This window comes from Kocuria sp. CPCC 204721 (assembly GCF_040980945.1).
Classification (GTDB): domain Bacteria; phylum Actinomycetota; class Actinomycetes; order Actinomycetales; family Micrococcaceae; genus Kocuria; species Kocuria marina.
Genome location: NZ_JAVKPO010000003.1, coordinates 43,958 through 59,985 on the forward strand (window position 1 = coordinate 43,958; position 16,028 = coordinate 59,985).

Genomic DNA, 16,028 nt, shown 5'->3' on the forward strand with positions numbered 1-16,028 from the left:
GCGACGGCACCGGGCCGCGCGGCGTCGTCGTCAACCGGCGATCAGTGCGTAGATCCCGCCCAGGACGACGATCCCGAAACCGAAGCCCGCGAACAACTGGGCCCACGTATGGGCGCGCAGGACGCGGCGGCTCACGCACACCGCCACCGCGACGGGCAGGAACAGCAGACCCCACGGCCCCACCGCGACGGGCAGGATCACCGCAGTGCCGCCCATCATCATCCCGTGCACGGAGATTTTCCAGAACGGGCTCACGAGCGCGACCACCGCGCTCGCCGCGAGCGTGGCCATGAGCAGTCCGGTGATCTCCACGGGTCCGTGGAACGCGAGGTTGACCGCCAGGAACACGGCCACCAGCGCGAAGGTCCCCAGCATCACGGGTCGGCGGTGCTCCTTGACGCTCACGTGGTGGTCGGTGAGCACACCCCGGCGCGCCAGCACCGTGACCGTGGCGAGTGAGACCCCGCAGACCGCCAGCGCCGCCGCCACGCCCCACAGCAGTGCCCCGAGGCTCCTGTGCACGGTCCACGGCAGGACCACCAGCAGCGCGGCCAGCACGAGCGGCGCCTGGAAGACCTCGCTGAGGACAAGGGCCCACGCGGGCCCTCGTTCAGCCGGGGCAGGATCCGGGCGCGGCGGCGTTGTCCCCTCGTAGTTGGTCACGTGTGGCGGTCAGAAGTCGAGCGTCTCGTAGGTCTTGTGCGCACGCTCCGCCAGGGCGGGGATCGCCTGGCTTGTTCCCCACTGGTCGAAGTGCTCGGAGCTCACATGGGCCGTGAACGCATCCTCGTCCGTGTACACCTCGAAGATGCGGAACACGGCAGGCTCCTCCGGGCTCTGGTACGCCTGGTAGTAGAGGTTCCCGGGCTCCTGGCGAGCGGCCGGGGAGAGGTGAGAGAGCGCGTCACGCACAGTGTCCTCCTCTCCGGGCTTCGCAGTCCAGGTGGCGCTGCAGACGAAGGCCATGGGTTGTCCTCTCTCGATGTTGACGCCGGACGGTCACCGGCCCGACTCATGCTACCGACCCGAGCTGGCGCGGTTCTGCAGGGCAGGGCGGATGTGCCCTGCGGGGAGGCATGCGCTGCCGTGCACCGTGGCCCCGGCAAGATGTCCCCACCACGCGTTGTCCGCCCACCCGAGAGCACCGGCCATGGCAGAACCACCCGTCGTTCGCATGTTCAACGAGTACACCTGCAGCTGGCCGTTCTGGGGAGAGAACGGTCTCCCGGACCAGGAGGACTTCCCCCCTCCCGCCGGAACTCACCAGGGACGTCCTGGTCTGGACTCGGAACTTCGACCACGAGAGGGGCTGGCCAACGGCAGAGCAGCGGGAGGCCGGCCGCCATGAGGGCGAACGACTCGCAGGGAGGGTGCAGGATTCGGTGGGCCCAGGGGTCACCATCGACCTGGACATGTGGGAGGCACATGTCCACAAACCCCGCCTGCCTCGGTGGCTGCGGATGCTCACCGGTCTCACGCCGGCGAGCTCGGGTGAGGCGCTCGTGCTGGGCCGCCGCTACGCGGAGCTGCCGAACCCCAGCCGACACGTGGGCGTGATGCTCGACGCCGCTGCGCAGCACCCCGGACGCACCGGCCGCGAGGTGCTGCAGCTCTCCGCCACCATCACGGATGCGGGCAGGGCGCGGGTGGACGAGATGCTGGACCTCGACGCCGTGTGCCCCTGACCCTGCCGCGCGTCGAGCTGCGCAAGCAGGTGGACACCCGCGCCGGGCGCGGTCTGCTGATCGCCATCGGCGTGCTGACCGCTCTGGCCCTGGGCTTGTTCATGTGGGTCGCACGCAACGACGGCGCACCCTTGTCGGCGGCCCTGGCCGTGACCACGACCCCCCCCAGGGTCTGCTGCTGCCCGTGCTCGGGATCATCACGGCATGCAATGAGTAGAGCCAGCGCACCGCGCTCATCCCCTTCACGCAGGAACCCCGCAGGCTGCGCGTGGTCCTCGCCAAACTGCTCTCGGCGGCGGCGCTGGGCACCATCGCGGTGGCTCTCGCCTGGGTTATGGCCCTCGGGGCCTTCCTGATCCTCGCCGCACTGACCGGCCAGTCCCTGAATCCCGATCCGGACTGGGGACAGCTCGCGGGCGGGTGGCTCACCCAGCTGATCGCCGTGCTCCAGGGCGTGGCGTTCGGTCTCGCCCTGCTGTCCGTCCCGTTGGTGATCGGGATCTGGCGTGTGCTCACGCGCGAGGTGAAGTAGGCGCGCCGCGCTCAGTCGGCGGTCGTGCGCGGTGCCGGATCCCGGTTGCCGGCCCGCTCCAGCCGCACCACATGGTCCGCGAGCTCGGCCACGTCCTGCGGGTCGTGCGTCACGATCATTGCGGTGCGCCCGGCGAGCACCCGCTGGAGCACCTTCCTCATCCGAGGCCGCGCGGTCACGTCCAGGGCGCTCAGGGGCTCGTCCAGCAGGATCACGCGCGGCTCTGCGGCCAGCACCCGCGCGATCGCCACGCGCTGGGCCTGCCCGCCGGACAGCTCGTCCGGCATGCGCTGGGCGAACGCCCGCGCGTCCACCTCGCGCAGCCACGCCAGGGCACGACGCCGCGCCATCGCCTTCCCCGCGCCACTCGCCCGGGGGCCGAAGGCCACGTTGTCGAGCACGTTGAGATGGGGGAACAGCAACGGTTCCTGGGCCATCAGGGCCACACCCCTGCGATGCGCCGGGACCCACATGTCCTGGGCCGTCCCACCGGCGCGCAGCACGGATTCGTCCCCCACCCGGATCTCACCGCGGTCGGGGGCCAGCAGGCCCGCGATCACGTCGAACACGGTGGACTTCCCCGCGCCATTGGGCCCGATCAGGGCCGCGGTGGTTCCCGGCTCCACTGTGAACTCGGCGGCGACACGGCGGCGGTCGTGTTCAACACGGACCATCAGTCCGGGCGCCTCCCCCGCTGCGCGGGGCGTGCTCACCCCTAGGCCCGACGCGCCCCCGGGTGCAACCGCGGATGCGGCTGCGGTCCTGACCACGGCGCCATTCCGCCCGGCCCCGGCGTCCACCGCCCCAGACCCGGCCGCGGGTCGGTCACCGACCGCATGGGCAGCGCGGCTGTCCTTCGAGGACTGCGTCGAGCCGCCGGACCGGGGCCGTGATCCCTCCGGATCGGGACCCCACTGCGGACCCGGCGCGAACCACCGGGTGAGGTTGGTGCGGAAGCCGGCGCCGCGGCGTCGTCGGGAGGGAGCACTGACCCCCACGACGAGCAGAGCAACGAGCACGAGCAGCAGGGAGAGGGCCACGGCGGCGTCGGGATCGGTCTCGCGCTGCAGGTAGATCTCGAGCGGGAGCGTGCGGGTCACGCCCTGCAGGCTGCCCGCGAACGTGAGGGTGGCGCCGAACTCGCCGAGGCAGCGCGCGAAGGATAGCGCGGCCCCGGAGAGCATTGCAGGCAGCACCAGGGGCAGCGTGACCCGGAACAGGGTGCGCGTGGGGGATGCACCAAGGCCCGCCGCGACCCGTTCGTAGCGAACGCCCGCGGTGCGCAGCGTGCCCTCCAGGGAGACCACCAGGAACGGCAGGGCCACGAACGTCTGGGCGAGCACGACGGCCGCGGTGGTGAACGCGATGTCCACGCCCGCCGAGGACAGGGTGCTGCCCAGGAAACCCATGCGTCCGAAGGTGTACAGCAGCGCGATACCGCCCACCACGGGTGGCAGCACGAGCGGCAGCAGCACCAGCGAGCGCAGGAGCGTGAGGCCGCGCACGGTGGAACGGGCCAGGACCAGGGCGAGCGGGCACCCCAGCACCAGGCACAGCGCCGTGGACGCGACCGCGGTGCGAAGGCTCAACCACAGCGCGGCGAGCGAGGACTCGCTCGTGAGCAACTCCCCCAGGTGCGCCCAATCGATGCGCAGCACCATGCCGAGCAAGGGCAACAGGATGACCAACGCCCCCACCACCGCCGGGACCAGGACCCACCGGGGGGTCGTGACGAACCCGCGCGTCACGGTGCGCCGAAGCCCGCGTCCTCCAGGACCTTCCGGCCCTCGTCACCCTGGACGAGGTCCACGAACTGCCGGGCGAGCTCCGGCTCCGCGGAATCCTTGAGGGCGACCACGGGGTAGTTGTTGACCGCCTGATCCGTGCGCGGGATCTCGACGGTCGTGACCCTGTCCTTCGCGGACTTGGCATCCGTGACGTACACGATCCCCGCGTCCGCCTGCCCGGAGGTCACCTTGCCGAGCACGTCCGTGACCGCGTTCTCCTGGCTCACGGGGTGGAGCGCGACACCGTTGGCCTTCTCGATCTCCTGCGTGGCTGCACCGCACGGTACCTCCGGGGCGCACGTGACCAGCTTGACGTCCCGGTCCACCACGTCCCGGAAGGAGGTGATGTCCGCGGGGTTGTCCTTGGGTACCGCGAGGGTGAGCACATTGGTCGCGAACACGCTCGGCTCCCCCGCGGCCAGGCCCGCGTCCGTGAGCTTCTTCATGTTCTTCTGATCGGCGGAGGCGAAGACGTCCGCGGGGGCGCCCTCGGTCAGCTGTTGCACGAGCCCGGACGAGCCTCCGTAGTTCATGCTGACCTTCACCCCCGGGTGCGCCGCCTCGAACGTGCGCGCGAGCTCGTCGAAGGAATGGGTCAGCGAGGCCGCCGCGGACACCCGCAGGGTCGTCTCCTGATCGGACGACGACGCCGCGTCCCCTCCCCCGTCCGACGCTCCCGCGCATCCGGAGAGCGCCACCGCGCTCACCGCGCAAGCCAGGGCGCGCATGCGTGTCGCCGCGCGCCCCATCACTTGCGCCCCTCGGTCTCGACGATGACCGCGGTGGACTTCACCACGGCCGTGGCCACGGACCCCGGTTCCAGCCCCAGGTCACGCACCGCTTCCGTGCTCATGAGCGAGACGATCCGGTGCGGGCCGCACTGCAGCTCCACCTGGGACATCACGGGATCGGAGGTCACGGCGGTTACGAGTCCCACGAGGCGGTTGCGCGCCGAACTGTTCACCCCGGCGGGATCCTGAGGGCTCACGGCGTTATCGCGCGCGTATGCCGCGAGTTCGGCGCCGTCCACCACGGCGTACCCTGCGGAATCCTTGTGCCCGGTGAGCGTGCCCTGCTCGATCCACCGCCGGACGGTGTCGTCGCTGACGCCCACGAAGGTCGCGGCCTGGGAGATACGGAGGTGGGTCATGGGAGCAGTTTATCCGCATCTGCGGAACCACGGCCCTGTTTGAACCGCACTTGCGTGGTGTTGACCTGACACGCGACGACGCCGCGCGGACCGGGCCGCGCGGCGTCGTCGTCCCCTACAGGGCTCATTCGTGGGAGAACCGCGCCTTACGCTTCTCCGCGAACGCCGACATGCCCTCCTTCTGGTCCGCGGTGGAGAACAGCCCGTGGAAGACCCGCCGCTCGTGCTGGACGCCGGCCCACAACCCGGACTCGTACGCGGCATTGACGGTCTCGACCGCGTGCTGGGCCGCGGGCTTGGACATCTCCGCAATCTTTCCGGCGACCTCCAGGGCGGTGTCCATGAGCTCGTCCGCTGCGACCACGCGGGAGACCAAACCGGAACGCTCGGCTTCCTCGGCGCGCATCTGCCGTCCGGTGAGGATCATGTCCATGGCCTTGGCCTTGCCCACGGCGCGGGTGAGGCGCTGGGTGCCGCCCATCCCGGGGATCACACCCAGGGCGATCTCGGGCTGACCGAACACTGCAGTGTCCGCGGCGAGGATCAGATCGCACATCATCGCGAGCTCGCACCCACCGCCGAGCGCGTAACCGGCCACCGCGGCGATCTTGGGGGTGCGCAGCCGGGCGAAAGCATCCCACCCCGCGAAGAAGTCCTCGTGGTACATATCGGACGCGGACTTGCCGGACATCTCCTTGATGTCAGCACCGGCCGCGAAGGCCTTCTCCGAACCTGCGAGGATCAGCGCGCCGATCCCCGAGTCACGGTCCAGCTCGGTCGCGGCGGCCACCACGTCCCGCATGGTCTGTTCGTTCAGCGCGTTCAGCGCCTTGGGACGATTCAGGGTGATGACACCCACGCGTCCCTCGCGGCGGACTTCAATGGTCTCGTAGGAGTTCTCGTTCATGTGATCAGCATCTCATAGGTCCCCCAGGGGGGGCGGGTCCGAGCGTGGGGGTCCAGCACCGGGGCCCAGCACCGGGGCCCAGCGCCGGCCTCCGTCCTCCGGGCCACGGGACGGGCCGGCGGTAGGCCCCTGTCCCCGCGGGAACCGGCCACTAGCATGGACGCATGCGTGAATTGCAAGCACAGATCATTGCCGAGCTCGGCGTCTCTCCGCAGATCGATCCGGAGCGGGAGGCCCAACGCCGCGTCGACTTCCTGAGCGACTACCTCAAGGCCACGCACACCGCGGGGTTCGTCCTGGGGATCAGCGGCGGCTTGGACTCCACCCTGGCCGGGCGCCTGGCCCAGCTCGCGGTCGAGAAACTGCGCGAGGACGAGATTAAGGCCGAGTTCGTGGCCATGCGACTGCCTCACGGGATCCAGCACGACGAGGCCGACGCCCAGGCGGCGCTCGAATTCATTCAACCGGACCGGGTCATCACGTACGACGTCGCGCCGGCCGTCCGCGGTTTCGAGTCCGCCTACGGTGCCGCGACCGGTGAGCAGCTCACCGATTTCACCCGCGGTAACACCAAGGCCCGCGTGCGTATGACGGCGCAGTACGCGGTGGGCGGGGACCACAACCTGCTGGTGATCGGCACGGATCACGCGGCGGAATCGGTCACCGGGTTCTTCACCAAGTTCGGCGACGGCGGCGCGGACGTCCTGCCCCTGAGCGGGCTGAACAAACGGCAGAACCGCCAGGTGCTCGCGTACCTGGGGGCCCCCGAGCAACTCGTGGGCAAGGTCCCCACCGCGGACCTCCTGGACGAGAACCCCGGGCGCACGGACGAGGACGAGCTGGGCCTGCGCTACGACGACATCGATGACTTCCTCGAGGGCAAGGACGTCCCCGAGGAGGTGGCCCGCAAGATCGAAAGCACGTTCCTGCGCACCCGCCACAAGCGCACGGTCCCGGTGACCCCGGCGGACGAGTGGTGGCGGGAGGGCTGATCCTCCCCGCCCGCGCGATACCCAAGGGGACGACCCTGGCCTGACTGCGCTGGACAACCGCATTGGCCATGCCCGCCGACGGCCTGCGCCGTGCGCGACCCCGGTCCGGACCCCTGTGCTTAGACTGGGCCCAGTGACACGGGGTGCCGCTGCACGTTCCCACGACCCACCGGGCCGGGGAGCCCTGGAGGCAATGGCTGAGATGACACCCGTCGAACCTGTCCAGTTAGTACTGGCGAAGGGATGTCACGGTGGCACCGCACGGGTGGCGCACCGCGTTCTTCGCCGTGAGCCACAGGAGTGAGCATGCGGATCGACACCACCATCGTCCTGATCACCGGGGGAGCCCGGGGTCTGGGTGAACACCTCAGCCGAGCCTTCGCCCGCGAAGGCGCCCGGGTGGTCGTGAACTACCACGCGAGCGAGGACCGCGCCCGCTCACTGGTGCGCGAACTCGGTGAGGACAAGGTCATTGCCGTTCGGGCGGACGTGACCGATGCCGGGCAGGTGCAGGAGATGGTGGCACTCGCCCAGGACCATTTCGGTGCGCCCATCACGGTGGCCGTGAACAACGCGCTGGTGGACTTCAGCTTCAACGGGGACGCCCGCCCCTCGCTCGAAAACCTCGCCGCCGAGGATCTTTCCCAGCAGTTCACCGGCGCGGTCGTGGGCGGACTCAACGTGATCCAGGCGGTCGTCCCGGGGATGCGCCGGTTTGGACACGGGCGCATCATCAACATCGGCACCAATCTCTTCCAGAACCCCGTGGTCCCCTACCACGACTACACCGCAGCCAAGGCCGCCCTGCTCTCCCTCACCCGCACGGCGGCCAAGGACCTGGGGGCCCTGGGCATCACCGTGAACATGATCTCCGGTGGCCTGCTACGCACCACGGACGCGAGTGCCGCTACCCCGGCCGAAGTCTTCGACGCCATTGCCGCCGGTACGCCCTTGGGTCGGGTCACCACCCCGGAGGAGTTCGCGGACACCGCCCTCTTCTTCGCCTCCGACTGGTCCCGCGGCGTCACCGGGCAGAACCTCGTGGTCGACGGTGGACTGGTGATGGACTGACATGGCCGCCCCGCACGACACCGCGCGGACCCCGTCCGCCGCCCCTGCGGCGTCCACTCGTCCCACCCAGGTGAACCAGCCGCCCGGGACACCCGCCCGGACGCTGCGCCTCAACGCCTTCCTCTACGGGGCCGGCCACCACCAGGCCGCGTGGCGCGCGCCGGGCTCCCCGGTGCACCGCCTCACGGACATCGCCTACTACGAGGAGCTCGCGCGGACTGCCGAACGCGGTCTGTTCGACGCGGTGTTCTTCGCGGACGGGCACAGCGTGGGTGATGTCTCCGGCGGGCCCCGCTGGAGCCTGGAACCCCTGACAGCGCTGTCCGCGATGGCGCGGGCCACCGAGCGCGTCGGCCTGGTGTGCACGGTGTCCACCACGTTCTTCACCCCGTTCCACGCGGCCAGGATGCTCGCGTCCTTGGACCACATCTCGGGCGGGCGAGCGGGGTGGAACGTGGTGACCTCCATGTGGGACTCCGAGGCCCGCAACCACGGCTACCGGGCCATGCCGACCAAGGATGAGCGCTACGAGCGCGCCCGCGAGTTCGTGGAGGTGGCCCGCGCCCTGTGGGCCAGCTGGGACGAGGACGCCGTCACCGCGGACCCCGAGGGCCAGTGGGCGGACCCCTCCAAGCTGCACCGCCTGGACCACGAGGGCCGCCACTTCCTGGTGGATGGACCCCTCACGCTTCCGCCCTCCCCCCCCAGGGGGAACCGGTCCTCTTCCAAGCGGGTGCCTCCGGGCCCGGCAAGGCACTCGCGGCCGACTTTGCAGAGGGGATCTACGCCGTGGCCTACGACCTGCCCGCCGCGCAGGAGTACTACGCGGCGGTGAAGGCCGAAGTGGCCCGCGCCGGGCGTGATCCCGGTTCCGTGATCGTGATGCCCGGTCTGGTCACGTACGTGGGCCGCACGCACGAAGAGGCCCTCGAGAAGCAGGCCAGCGTGGACCGTTTACTCCCTGTGGAGCAGTCGCTCGCACAGCTCTCCACGTTCGTGGAGCAGGACTGCGCGCAGTGGGACCTAGATGCGCCCGTGCCCACGCTGCCGCCCCTGGAGGAGTTCACCGGTCCGCAGGGCCGCTACGGCACCATCCTGCGGATCATCGAGGCCGAGCGCCCCACGGTCCGCCAGTTGCTCGGCCGCCTCGCCGCCGGCGGGGGTCACTGCACGATGGTGGGCACCCCGGAGTCCATCGCGGATCGAATGCAGGAATGGTTCGACAACGCCGGCGCGGACGGCTTCAACCTCATGCCGCCCGTCCAGCCGGACTCCCTGGACGACTTCGTGGACCTCGTGGTCCCCGAACTCCAGCGCCGCGGCCTGTTCCGCACCGCGTACACCGCCACCACGCTGAGGGGTCACCTCACGCGGGGTTGAGACCCCGCGGCGCAACCCCGCCACAGGACGACGACGCCGCCCCGCACGGTGGGCGGGGCGGCATCGTCGGTGGCGTCAGCGGCGTCGTCGCCGATCGGAAAGGTCCGGTCAGAGGAACGGGCGCAGCGGTACCAGGATCGTCTCGGCGACCCGGGCCATGGGGTGACGATCGCGCCATTGGGGCGAGGACAGCTCCTCACAGTGCTCGCTGTCGGCGAGGAAGACCTTCTCCATCTCGGCCGCGAAATCCGGGTCCACGATCTCCACGTTGGTCTCGTAGTTGAACGAGAGGGAGAGCCGGTCGATGTTGGCGGTGCCCACGGTGGACCACTCGCCGTCGATCGTGGCGGTCTTGGCGTGGATCATGCAGGCGGCATACAGCAAGATGGTGACCCCACCCTCCAACAACTGGCCGTAGAACCCGCGGGACACCCAGTCCGCCAGGATGTGGTTGGAGTCCTTGGGGACCATGATCCGCACATCCACCCCGCGAGCGGCCGCGTCCAGGAGACAGTCCAGGATCTGCTGGTCGGGGATGAAGTAGGGCGTGTTCACCCAGATGTGGTGCTGCGCCCTGTTGATCGCGTTCATGTACATCTCGCGGATGGGGTACACGAGCTGGATGGGCAGGTTCGCGGAGACCCGCACCTCCGGGTCCCAATTCTTGGGCGCCACCCAGTCGATGGCGTGTTCCGGGTCCCGGTCCTCGTTCCACACGCTCGCGATGGAGCTGCGTAACCCCCATACCGCAGGCCCGATCTCCCGGATATGCGTGTCCCGCCACTGCCGGGAATAGAGAGAACCGAAGTTGTAGCCCCCCACGAAACCGATGTTGTCGTCCACCACCAGGATCTTGGAATGGTTGAAGCCCGAGAACCGCAGGGGCCCCTTCCAGAACGGGCGGCGCACCACCGGCATCCGGTACACATGAACCCGGTCCGAGAAGTCGTAGAAGGAGGACGGGATCACGAGGTTCGCGAACCCGTCGTAGATGATGAACACCTCCACGCCCCGATCCGCTGCCCGGTTGAACGCGTCCAGGAAGCGCTGACCCGTCTCGTCGTTCTTCCAGATGAACGTCTCCATGTGGATGGAGTGCTGGGCGTTGTCGATGGCCTCGAGCATGTCCTCGTACACCGACTCACCCGACGTGTAGATGGTGATGTCCGAGTCCTGCACGTGCGCGTTGAACGTCCCGGGGTGCGGGGCGTCACGCTGCTGACGCCCGTGATGCTTCCACCAGTCGAGCCCGGCGAGCGAGGCGATCACCACGGCCTGCGCCCCCAGCAGGGCACCAGCACCCGCACCGGCCGCTTTCAGGAGGATACGGCGTTCTCTGATCTCGGCTAGCGCCCGCCTTGCGTCCATGACCTCACACTACTGCGGCGTCACATGGCGCGTCCCGGATCATGACCGGACCGGCCCTGGGAATTCACACCGCCCGTCCCGCGACCAAGGGCACTGAGGTGTTACGCGGCGGGAATCCGCCGAATGGCAATCCACCCCGTCCCATAAGCCCTCGTGAAAGGACGACCTCGTGGGCAACGCCGCCACACAGAACCCGGTCCGTCGTCCGCCCGCGGTTTCCCAGCGTGGGCCGCGGCTCGCTACGGTGGACCCCATGAGAATCGCCACGTGGAACGTGAACTCCATCCGCGCCCGCGCCGACCGCATCGAGGCGTGGCTCGACCGCTCGGACGTGGATGTCCTGGCCATCCAGGAGACCAAGGCCAAGGACGAGAACTTCCCATGGGAGCTGTTCGAGTTCGCGGGCTACGAAGTGGCGCATTTCGGCGTGAATCAGTGGAACGGCGTCGCCATCGCGTCCCGCGTGGGGCTCAAGGACGTGGAGCGCACGTTCCCCGGTCAGCCCACGTTCGGCAAACCCGGCCAGGAACCCGCCCAGGAGGCGCGCGCGATCGCTGCCACGTGCGACGGCGTGCGGATCTGGTCCCTCTACGTGCCCAACGGTCGCGGCCTGGAGGACCCCCACATGCCGTACAAGCTCGAGTGGCTGCGTGTCCTGGAGGGCCACGCCGAACAGTGGCTGCAGGAGGACCCGCAGGCCCAGATCGCACTTGTGGGTGACTGGAACGTGGCCCCGCGTGACGAGGACGTGTGGGACATCCAGCTCTTCCGCGACGGCGGGTACACCCATGTGAGCGAACCCGAGCGCGCGGCCTTCAACGCGTTCATCGAGGACGCCGGGTTCCAGGACGTGGTCCGCGAGCGCCACCCCGGACCGGGCGTGTACACGTACTGGGACTACACGCAGCTGCGCTTCCCCAAGAAGGAAGGCATGCGCATCGACTTCCAGCTGTGCTCCCCCGCGCTCGCGGCCCGTGTGCAGGACGCGTGGATCGATCGCGAGGAGCGCAAGGGCAAGGGCGCGTCCGACCACGCCCCGGTCGTCATCGAGATCCACTGAGCCATGCCCCTGATCAACGTGGGCAGCGCCTACCGCAGCATCACGGGCCCGCCCATGCGCTTCGCGCTGCGGATCTACGTGCCCCAGCAGGATCTCGACGCCGCCTACGCACCCGGCATCCCCCGCGCCCTGGACCCCTTTACCGCGGGCGTGCACGAACTTTCGGAGCAACTGGCCCGACTGTCCGACACCTCCCAGCCGTTGCTCCCGCCCGCACGCGAGCCGCTGTGGACCATGCCGTTCTCCACCGCACCCGCCGGTTCACGGCGCCTGCCCGGACCCACCGGCGACTTCCCGGTCTTCCACCCCACGCAACGGCTGCGTCGATCCCTTCGCCTGTTCACGGCCGCGGAGAACGACGACAGCGCCCAGTTGCTGCCGCTACTCGTTCCGGAGAAGCAGGTCAGCGACGCTGCGAAGGCCACGTCCCGCGAGACGTTCGACCCCGTGTACACCCGTGAGTCCGCGTACGTGGTCCCGCTCGCGTGGTTCGCGGCCTTCGCCCCAGAGGACCACGTGACCTCCTACCACTCCGGGCATGAGGTGCACCGACTCATCGCCCCCGCGGACACCGCCGCGCGCCGGGTGATCCAGGCCGCCCAGACCGTGGAGGACGCCGCTCAGCAAGCCTCGGGGGGCGCTGACGAGCACGACCTCCCGGACGAGGCGCGCCAGGCTGCGGCGTTCGCGCAGGACCTCACCCGCCTGGGGCGGTGGCTGGGCGCGTTCAGCGCTGCCTCCGTGGTGAGCCTGGACTACGGGTCCATCGCGGATCGGCTCCAGCCGGACGAGAGCCCCCGGGACATGGCGGACGCCGTGGAACTGCTGCGCGAAGGGGATCTGGCGGCGGCCACCGCGGCGCTGCGCCGGATCTTCATGCGCTGGGCACCGTTGGCCCACTTGCAGCAGGCGAACTGAGGCGGGGAGGGGCGGCGGGCCGTCGTCCGACGCATCCGCGCCAACCCATCCTTGCGCTTTTACTCAGTTAAAGCAGATTTTCGGACGCTGAGCTGCTTTTGCTAAGTAAAAGCGGGGGAACGTTCGGCGATGGGGGCGCGGTGGCTGCGAGGCCCCGTGGGAGATGGGTAGCCTGGATCCCGTGACTTCCGACCCCTCAACGCACTCCGACCACCGCGCCACGGCTCCCTCCGCCCGGTCCGACCAGACCGCCTCGGTCTCCACTGTCAGCGCCAGCGACACCAGCGCCCGTACCGCGACCGGCACGGAATGGTGGCGCGACGCCGTCATCTACCAGGTGTATCCCCGCTCCTTCAAGGACTCCAATGGGGACGGCATGGGGGACCTGGGCGGGGTCACCCAGAAGCTGCCGTACCTCAAGCACCTGGGCGTGGACGCGGTGTGGCTCTCCCCGTTCTACCTCTCCCCGCAGCACGACGCCGGGTACGACGTCGCGGACTACCGCACCGTGGATCCGCGCTTCGGTTCGCTCGAGGACTTCGACCGGATGCGGGAGGAAGCGCACCGGTTGGGCCTGAAGATCATCGTGGACCTGGTACCCAATCACACGTCCGAGGACCACGAGTGGTTCCGGGCCGCCCTGACCTCCGAGCCGGGCTCCCCGGAGCGGGACCGCTACATGTTCCGCGAGGGCAGGGGCGAGAACGGCGAGGAGCCGCCCAACAATTGGAAGTCCTTGTTCGGGGGCCGGGCGTGGACCCGGGTGCCGGACGGGCAGTGGTATCTGCACCTGTTCGATTCTTCCCAACCAGACCTCAACTGGGAGAACCCGGAGGTGTGGGAGGAGTTCCGGGCGATCCTGCGGTTCTGGCTGGACCGCGGGGCGGACGGTTTCCGGGTGGACGTGGCCCACGGCATGATCAAGGCCCCGGGCCTGCCGGACTGGGACGAGCAGGTCCACATGGTCGAGGGCACGGATGTCCAGGGCGCCCAGGACGAGCCCGACGGGCCCAGCAAGACCATGGACACCGGCCCCTACTTCGACCAGGACGGGGTGCACGAGATCTACCGGGACTGGCACACGGTGCTTCAGGAGTACCCCGGTGATCGCATGCTCGTGGTGGAGGCATGGGTGGGTCCCGCCGAGCGCCTGGCTCGCTATGTGCGCCCGGACGAGGCGCAGCAGGCCTTCAACTTCGACTTCCTGGTGGCCGGGTGGCATCGCGACCGCATGCGGGACACCGTCGAGATCTCCCTGCGCGCCAATGCGGCCGTCGGCGCGCCGTCCACGTGGGTGCTCTCCAATCACGACACGGTCCGCCACGCCTCGCGCTACGGGTTGGGCTCCCGCACGGCCTACCCCAACGGGATCGGCGCGCAGGACGAGCAACCGCATGCCGGTCAGGGGCTGCGCCGGGCGCGCGCCGCCGCCCTCGTGGAGCTCTCCCTCCCGGGTTCCGCGTACATCTACCAGGGCGACGAGCTCGGTCTGCCGGAGCACACCGAGTTGCCGGATGCCGCGCGGCAGGACCCTACCTTCCATCGCACCGCGGGTTCGGAGCTGGGGCGCGACGGCGCTCGCGTCCCCCTGCCGTGGGCTCCCGTGGGTGACGGGCTGGGTTTCGGTCCGGATCCGTGGTTGCCGCAGCCCGAGTCCTTCGCTGGGATCACGGTGGACCACCAACTGGGTGACCCGCAGTCCACGCTCAACCTGTACCGCCGGGCTCTGGAACTCCGGCACGACCTGGAACTGGGCACGGCCGAGTTCGCGTGGCATCCCCTGAGCGAGGGTGACCAGGATGTCCTCGCCTACACCATGACGTGCGGGACCGGCGAGACCGTGTTGGTGGCCGCGAACCTCGGGGAGAGCGAGGTCGGATTCGACGAGCTCTCCCGCGGTGAGCTGCTCCTGGCGAGCGGTCAGAACGCCGTGGTCAATGACCGGCTGAGCGTGGACAGCGCGGTGTGGCTACGCCTGAAGTGAGCCCCGCTCCCGAAGTGAGCCCCGCTCCCGAGGTGAGTTTCGTTCCCGGGCCGGCCCTCATCGTCAGCTGAGTCTCGCCCCCGAGGGGCAAAGCTCGATACGAATCCCTGGGTCAGTGGCGCGGCGTGCTCGCGCAATTGGCCCGCAACCACGACTCGGCCGGCTCCAGCGCCCGGTGGATCCGCACGGCCTCCGCGGGCTGCAGGGTGGCGCCGGCGTCGTCGAGGATGTCCCGGACGTCGTCGAACGCCGGACGCACCGCGGCGGGAAGTTTCCCCCGCAGGCGGCTGACGGAATCGCGGGCCTGTTCCAGGGCGTCCTCGTCCGCGTCCTCCTCCTCGCTGTGGTCGGTGAGGGGCAGCAGTTCCAGGCCGCTGTAGACCTCGGCCACATCGAAGCACGTCTGGGTGTCCGCGGGGGTCGCGGCCGGCGCGTGTGGCGCGGGGGCGCTCGCGGTCGGTGTGATGGGCGAGAGTTCGATCGTGGTGGTCTGACCCTGCCGCGCGCCGCACGCCGTGAGGAGCACGATGAGACCGGCTCCCGCCAGCAGTGCGCGCACTCGATGATTCACGGCTGATCCTTCCGATCCGGGGCGCCCGAGCCCGTCCGATCCGACGTCGGGTCCCGCTGTGACGACGCCGCCGCCCGCGACGTCGCGACTGGCCGCGCTCGCGGGCCGACGAGATCCAGAGCGGCGGGACCGCGAGAGCCTTCCGCAGCGTCCGCGAATGGCCCTCACCACGCTAGGGTCCCAACCTCCGCGCACCCTGGGGGTCGGGTGCGAGCCACCACGACGACGTCGCGGCCCGGCACGTGCCGGGCTGCCCGACGAGAGGCCGTCCGTCGCCCGCCGGGCTGCCCGAAAGGATGTCCCGAGAAATGGGGAGGGCATGAAAGAACCCCCGCGTGTAGAAGCCACGCGGGGGTTCAGTGGCTCCGACCGGCGTCGATCCGGTGACCTTACGATTTTCAGTCGTACGCTCTACCAACTGAGCTACAGAGCCAGGCACGTTCCCGGAGGCAACCTCCGGTGATATGCCGCGACGGCGCGAAAAGTTTCCTTTTCATCGCCGCCTGAGCGACCCTGACGGGACTTGAACCCGCGACCTCCGCCGTGACAGGGCGGCGCGCTAACCAACTGCGCTACAGGGCCTTGATTGTTTCCAACGAGTGAATATCCTACCAGGACGAACG

Annotated in this window: 14 protein-coding genes, 2 tRNA genes, 2 pseudogenes and 1 riboswitch; of the genes and pseudogenes, 8 read left to right on the plus strand and 10 right to left on the minus strand. The window is 69.6% G+C overall.

The features are described from left to right. Nucleotides 1-30: 30 nt before the first annotated feature. Together RF637_RS04245 and RF637_RS04250 are read right to left on the minus strand one after the other, a co-directional pair. Nucleotides 31-663, minus strand: coding sequence for a hypothetical protein (locus tag RF637_RS04245; protein ID WP_035960884.1), 633 nt, complete (start codon nucleotides 661-663; stop codon nucleotides 31-33). A 9-nt stretch (nucleotides 664-672) separates the two neighbouring features. After that, complete coding sequence (locus RF637_RS04250; protein WP_035960885.1) at nucleotides 673-966, minus strand: putative quinol monooxygenase; 294 nt, start codon at nucleotides 964-966, stop codon at nucleotides 673-675. Between the two features lie 488 nt (nucleotides 967-1,454). Between RF637_RS04250 and RF637_RS04255 the strand changes: the two are divergent. Continuing rightward, nucleotides 1,455-1,667: pseudogene (locus tag RF637_RS04255) on the plus strand (ABC transporter ATP-binding protein); the annotation flags it as partial. 286 nt (nucleotides 1,668-1,953) lie between these two features. Further along, nucleotides 1,954-2,217 carry a hypothetical protein gene (locus tag RF637_RS04260; RefSeq protein ID WP_239317140.1) on the plus strand — a complete coding sequence of 88 codons (264 nt, stop codon included), beginning with the start codon at nucleotides 1,954-1,956 and terminating at the stop codon, nucleotides 2,215-2,217. Nucleotides 2,218-2,228: 11 nt separating this feature from the next. Here RF637_RS04260 and RF637_RS04265 read toward each other — a convergent pair whose 3' ends face one another. The 4 genes from RF637_RS04265 to RF637_RS04280 form a co-directional block, all read right to left on the minus strand. Then, on the minus strand, nucleotides 2,229-3,965 hold the full coding sequence (locus RF637_RS04265; protein ID WP_368844228.1) for an ABC transporter permease: 1,737 nt from the start codon (nucleotides 3,963-3,965) through the stop codon (nucleotides 2,229-2,231). Further along, a complete protein-coding gene (gene modA / locus RF637_RS04270; RefSeq protein ID WP_368835984.1) occupies nucleotides 3,962-4,732 on the minus strand; it encodes a molybdate ABC transporter substrate-binding protein in 771 nt (256 codons plus the stop codon). Before modA ends, RF637_RS04265 begins: the two co-directional genes overlap by 4 nt. A 20-nt stretch (nucleotides 4,733-4,752) precedes the next feature. Next, nucleotides 4,753-5,154, minus strand: coding sequence for a molybdopterin-binding protein (locus RF637_RS04275; RefSeq protein WP_064846464.1), 402 nt, complete (start codon nucleotides 5,152-5,154; stop codon nucleotides 4,753-4,755). A gap of 124 nt (nucleotides 5,155-5,278) precedes the next feature. Continuing rightward, nucleotides 5,279-6,061, minus strand: coding sequence for an enoyl-CoA hydratase (locus RF637_RS04280; protein WP_098053563.1), 783 nt, complete (start codon nucleotides 6,059-6,061; stop codon nucleotides 5,279-5,281). A 164-nt stretch (nucleotides 6,062-6,225) separates the two neighbouring features. Between RF637_RS04280 and nadE the strand changes: the two genes are divergently transcribed. From nadE to RF637_RS04295, 3 genes and pseudogenes are all read left to right on the plus strand, one after another. Next, nucleotides 6,226-7,053 carry an ammonia-dependent NAD(+) synthetase gene (nadE, locus tag RF637_RS04285; protein WP_368844229.1) on the plus strand — a complete coding sequence of 276 codons (828 nt, stop codon included), beginning with the start codon at nucleotides 6,226-6,228 and terminating at the stop codon, nucleotides 7,051-7,053. Between the two features lie 129 nt (nucleotides 7,054-7,182). Continuing rightward, nucleotides 7,183-7,314: riboswitch (TPP riboswitch) on the plus strand. Between the two features lie 45 nt (nucleotides 7,315-7,359). Beyond that, a complete protein-coding gene (locus RF637_RS04290) occupies nucleotides 7,360-8,124 on the plus strand; it encodes a 3-oxoacyl-ACP reductase (RefSeq protein ID WP_368844230.1) in 765 nt (254 codons plus the stop codon). A 70-nt stretch (nucleotides 8,125-8,194) separates the two neighbouring features. Then, nucleotides 8,195-9,504, plus strand: a pseudogene (locus tag RF637_RS04295) (LLM class flavin-dependent oxidoreductase). Nucleotides 9,505-9,612: 108 nt separating this feature from the next. Here RF637_RS04295 and RF637_RS04300 read toward each other — a convergent pair. Then, nucleotides 9,613-10,872 (minus strand): phosphatidylserine/phosphatidylglycerophosphate/cardiolipin synthase family protein, encoded by a 1,260-nt coding sequence (locus tag RF637_RS04300; protein WP_368844231.1) that lies wholly within the window; start codon nucleotides 10,870-10,872, stop codon nucleotides 9,613-9,615. A gap of 253 nt (nucleotides 10,873-11,125) precedes the next feature. Here RF637_RS04300 and RF637_RS04305 point away from each other — a divergent pair, with 253 nt between their 5' ends. The 3 genes from RF637_RS04305 (at nucleotide 11,126) to RF637_RS04315 (ending at nucleotide 14,834) form a co-directional block, all read left to right on the plus strand. Continuing rightward, entirely contained in the window at nucleotides 11,126-11,932 is an 807-nt protein-coding gene (locus RF637_RS04305; protein ID WP_368844232.1) for an exodeoxyribonuclease III, read from the plus strand. Nucleotides 11,933-11,935: 3 nt separating this feature from the next. Continuing rightward, complete coding sequence (locus tag RF637_RS04310; RefSeq protein ID WP_064846459.1) at nucleotides 11,936-12,850, plus strand: hypothetical protein; 915 nt, start codon at nucleotides 11,936-11,938, stop codon at nucleotides 12,848-12,850. 337 nt (nucleotides 12,851-13,187) lie between these two features. Continuing rightward, a complete protein-coding gene (locus tag RF637_RS04315; RefSeq protein WP_368844311.1) occupies nucleotides 13,188-14,834 on the plus strand; it encodes a glycoside hydrolase family 13 protein in 1,647 nt (548 codons plus the stop codon). A 112-nt stretch (nucleotides 14,835-14,946) separates the two neighbouring features. Here RF637_RS04315 and RF637_RS04320 read toward each other — a convergent pair whose 3' ends face one another. The 3 genes from RF637_RS04320 to RF637_RS04330 all read right to left on the minus strand — a co-directional run bounded on the left by RF637_RS04320 (nucleotide 14,947) and on the right by RF637_RS04330 (nucleotide 15,987). Continuing rightward, a complete protein-coding gene (locus tag RF637_RS04320) occupies nucleotides 14,947-15,405 on the minus strand; it encodes a hypothetical protein (protein ID WP_035960901.1) in 459 nt (152 codons plus the stop codon). Nucleotides 15,406-15,765: 360 nt separating this feature from the next. Beyond that, a tRNA-Phe gene (locus tag RF637_RS04325) sits at nucleotides 15,766-15,838 on the minus strand. A gap of 75 nt (nucleotides 15,839-15,913) precedes the next feature. Next, a tRNA-Asp gene (locus RF637_RS04330) sits at nucleotides 15,914-15,987 on the minus strand. Between the last annotated feature and the right edge of the window lie 41 nt (nucleotides 15,988-16,028).

What these genes read in the sequence shown, in the direction of transcription:
- RF637_RS04250 (WP_035960885.1), bottom strand. Translation starts at nt 966, where the DNA reads ATGGCCTTCGTCTGCAGCGCCACCTGGACTGCGAAGCCCGGAGAGGAG.
- modA (WP_368835984.1), bottom strand. Translation starts at nt 4,732, where the DNA reads ATGCGCGCCCTGGCTTGCGCGGTGAGCGCGGTGGCGCTCTCCGGATGC.
- RF637_RS04275 (WP_064846464.1), bottom strand. Translation starts at nt 5,154, where the DNA reads ATGACCCACCTCCGTATCTCCCAGGCCGCGACCTTCGTGGGCGTCAGC.
- RF637_RS04280 (WP_098053563.1), bottom strand. Translation starts at nt 6,061, where the DNA reads ATGAACGAGAACTCCTACGAGACCATTGAAGTCCGCCGCGAGGGACGC.
- nadE (WP_368844229.1), top strand. Translation starts at nt 6,226, where the DNA reads ATGCGTGAATTGCAAGCACAGATCATTGCCGAGCTCGGCGTCTCTCCG.
- RF637_RS04290 (WP_368844230.1), top strand. Translation starts at nt 7,360, where the DNA reads ATGCGGATCGACACCACCATCGTCCTGATCACCGGGGGAGCCCGGGGT.
- RF637_RS04300 (WP_368844231.1), bottom strand. Translation starts at nt 10,872, where the DNA reads ATGGACGCAAGGCGGGCGCTAGCCGAGATCAGAGAACGCCGTATCCTC.
- RF637_RS04305 (WP_368844232.1), top strand. Translation starts at nt 11,126, where the DNA reads ATGAGAATCGCCACGTGGAACGTGAACTCCATCCGCGCCCGCGCCGAC.
- RF637_RS04310 (WP_064846459.1), top strand. Translation starts at nt 11,936, where the DNA reads ATGCCCCTGATCAACGTGGGCAGCGCCTACCGCAGCATCACGGGCCCG.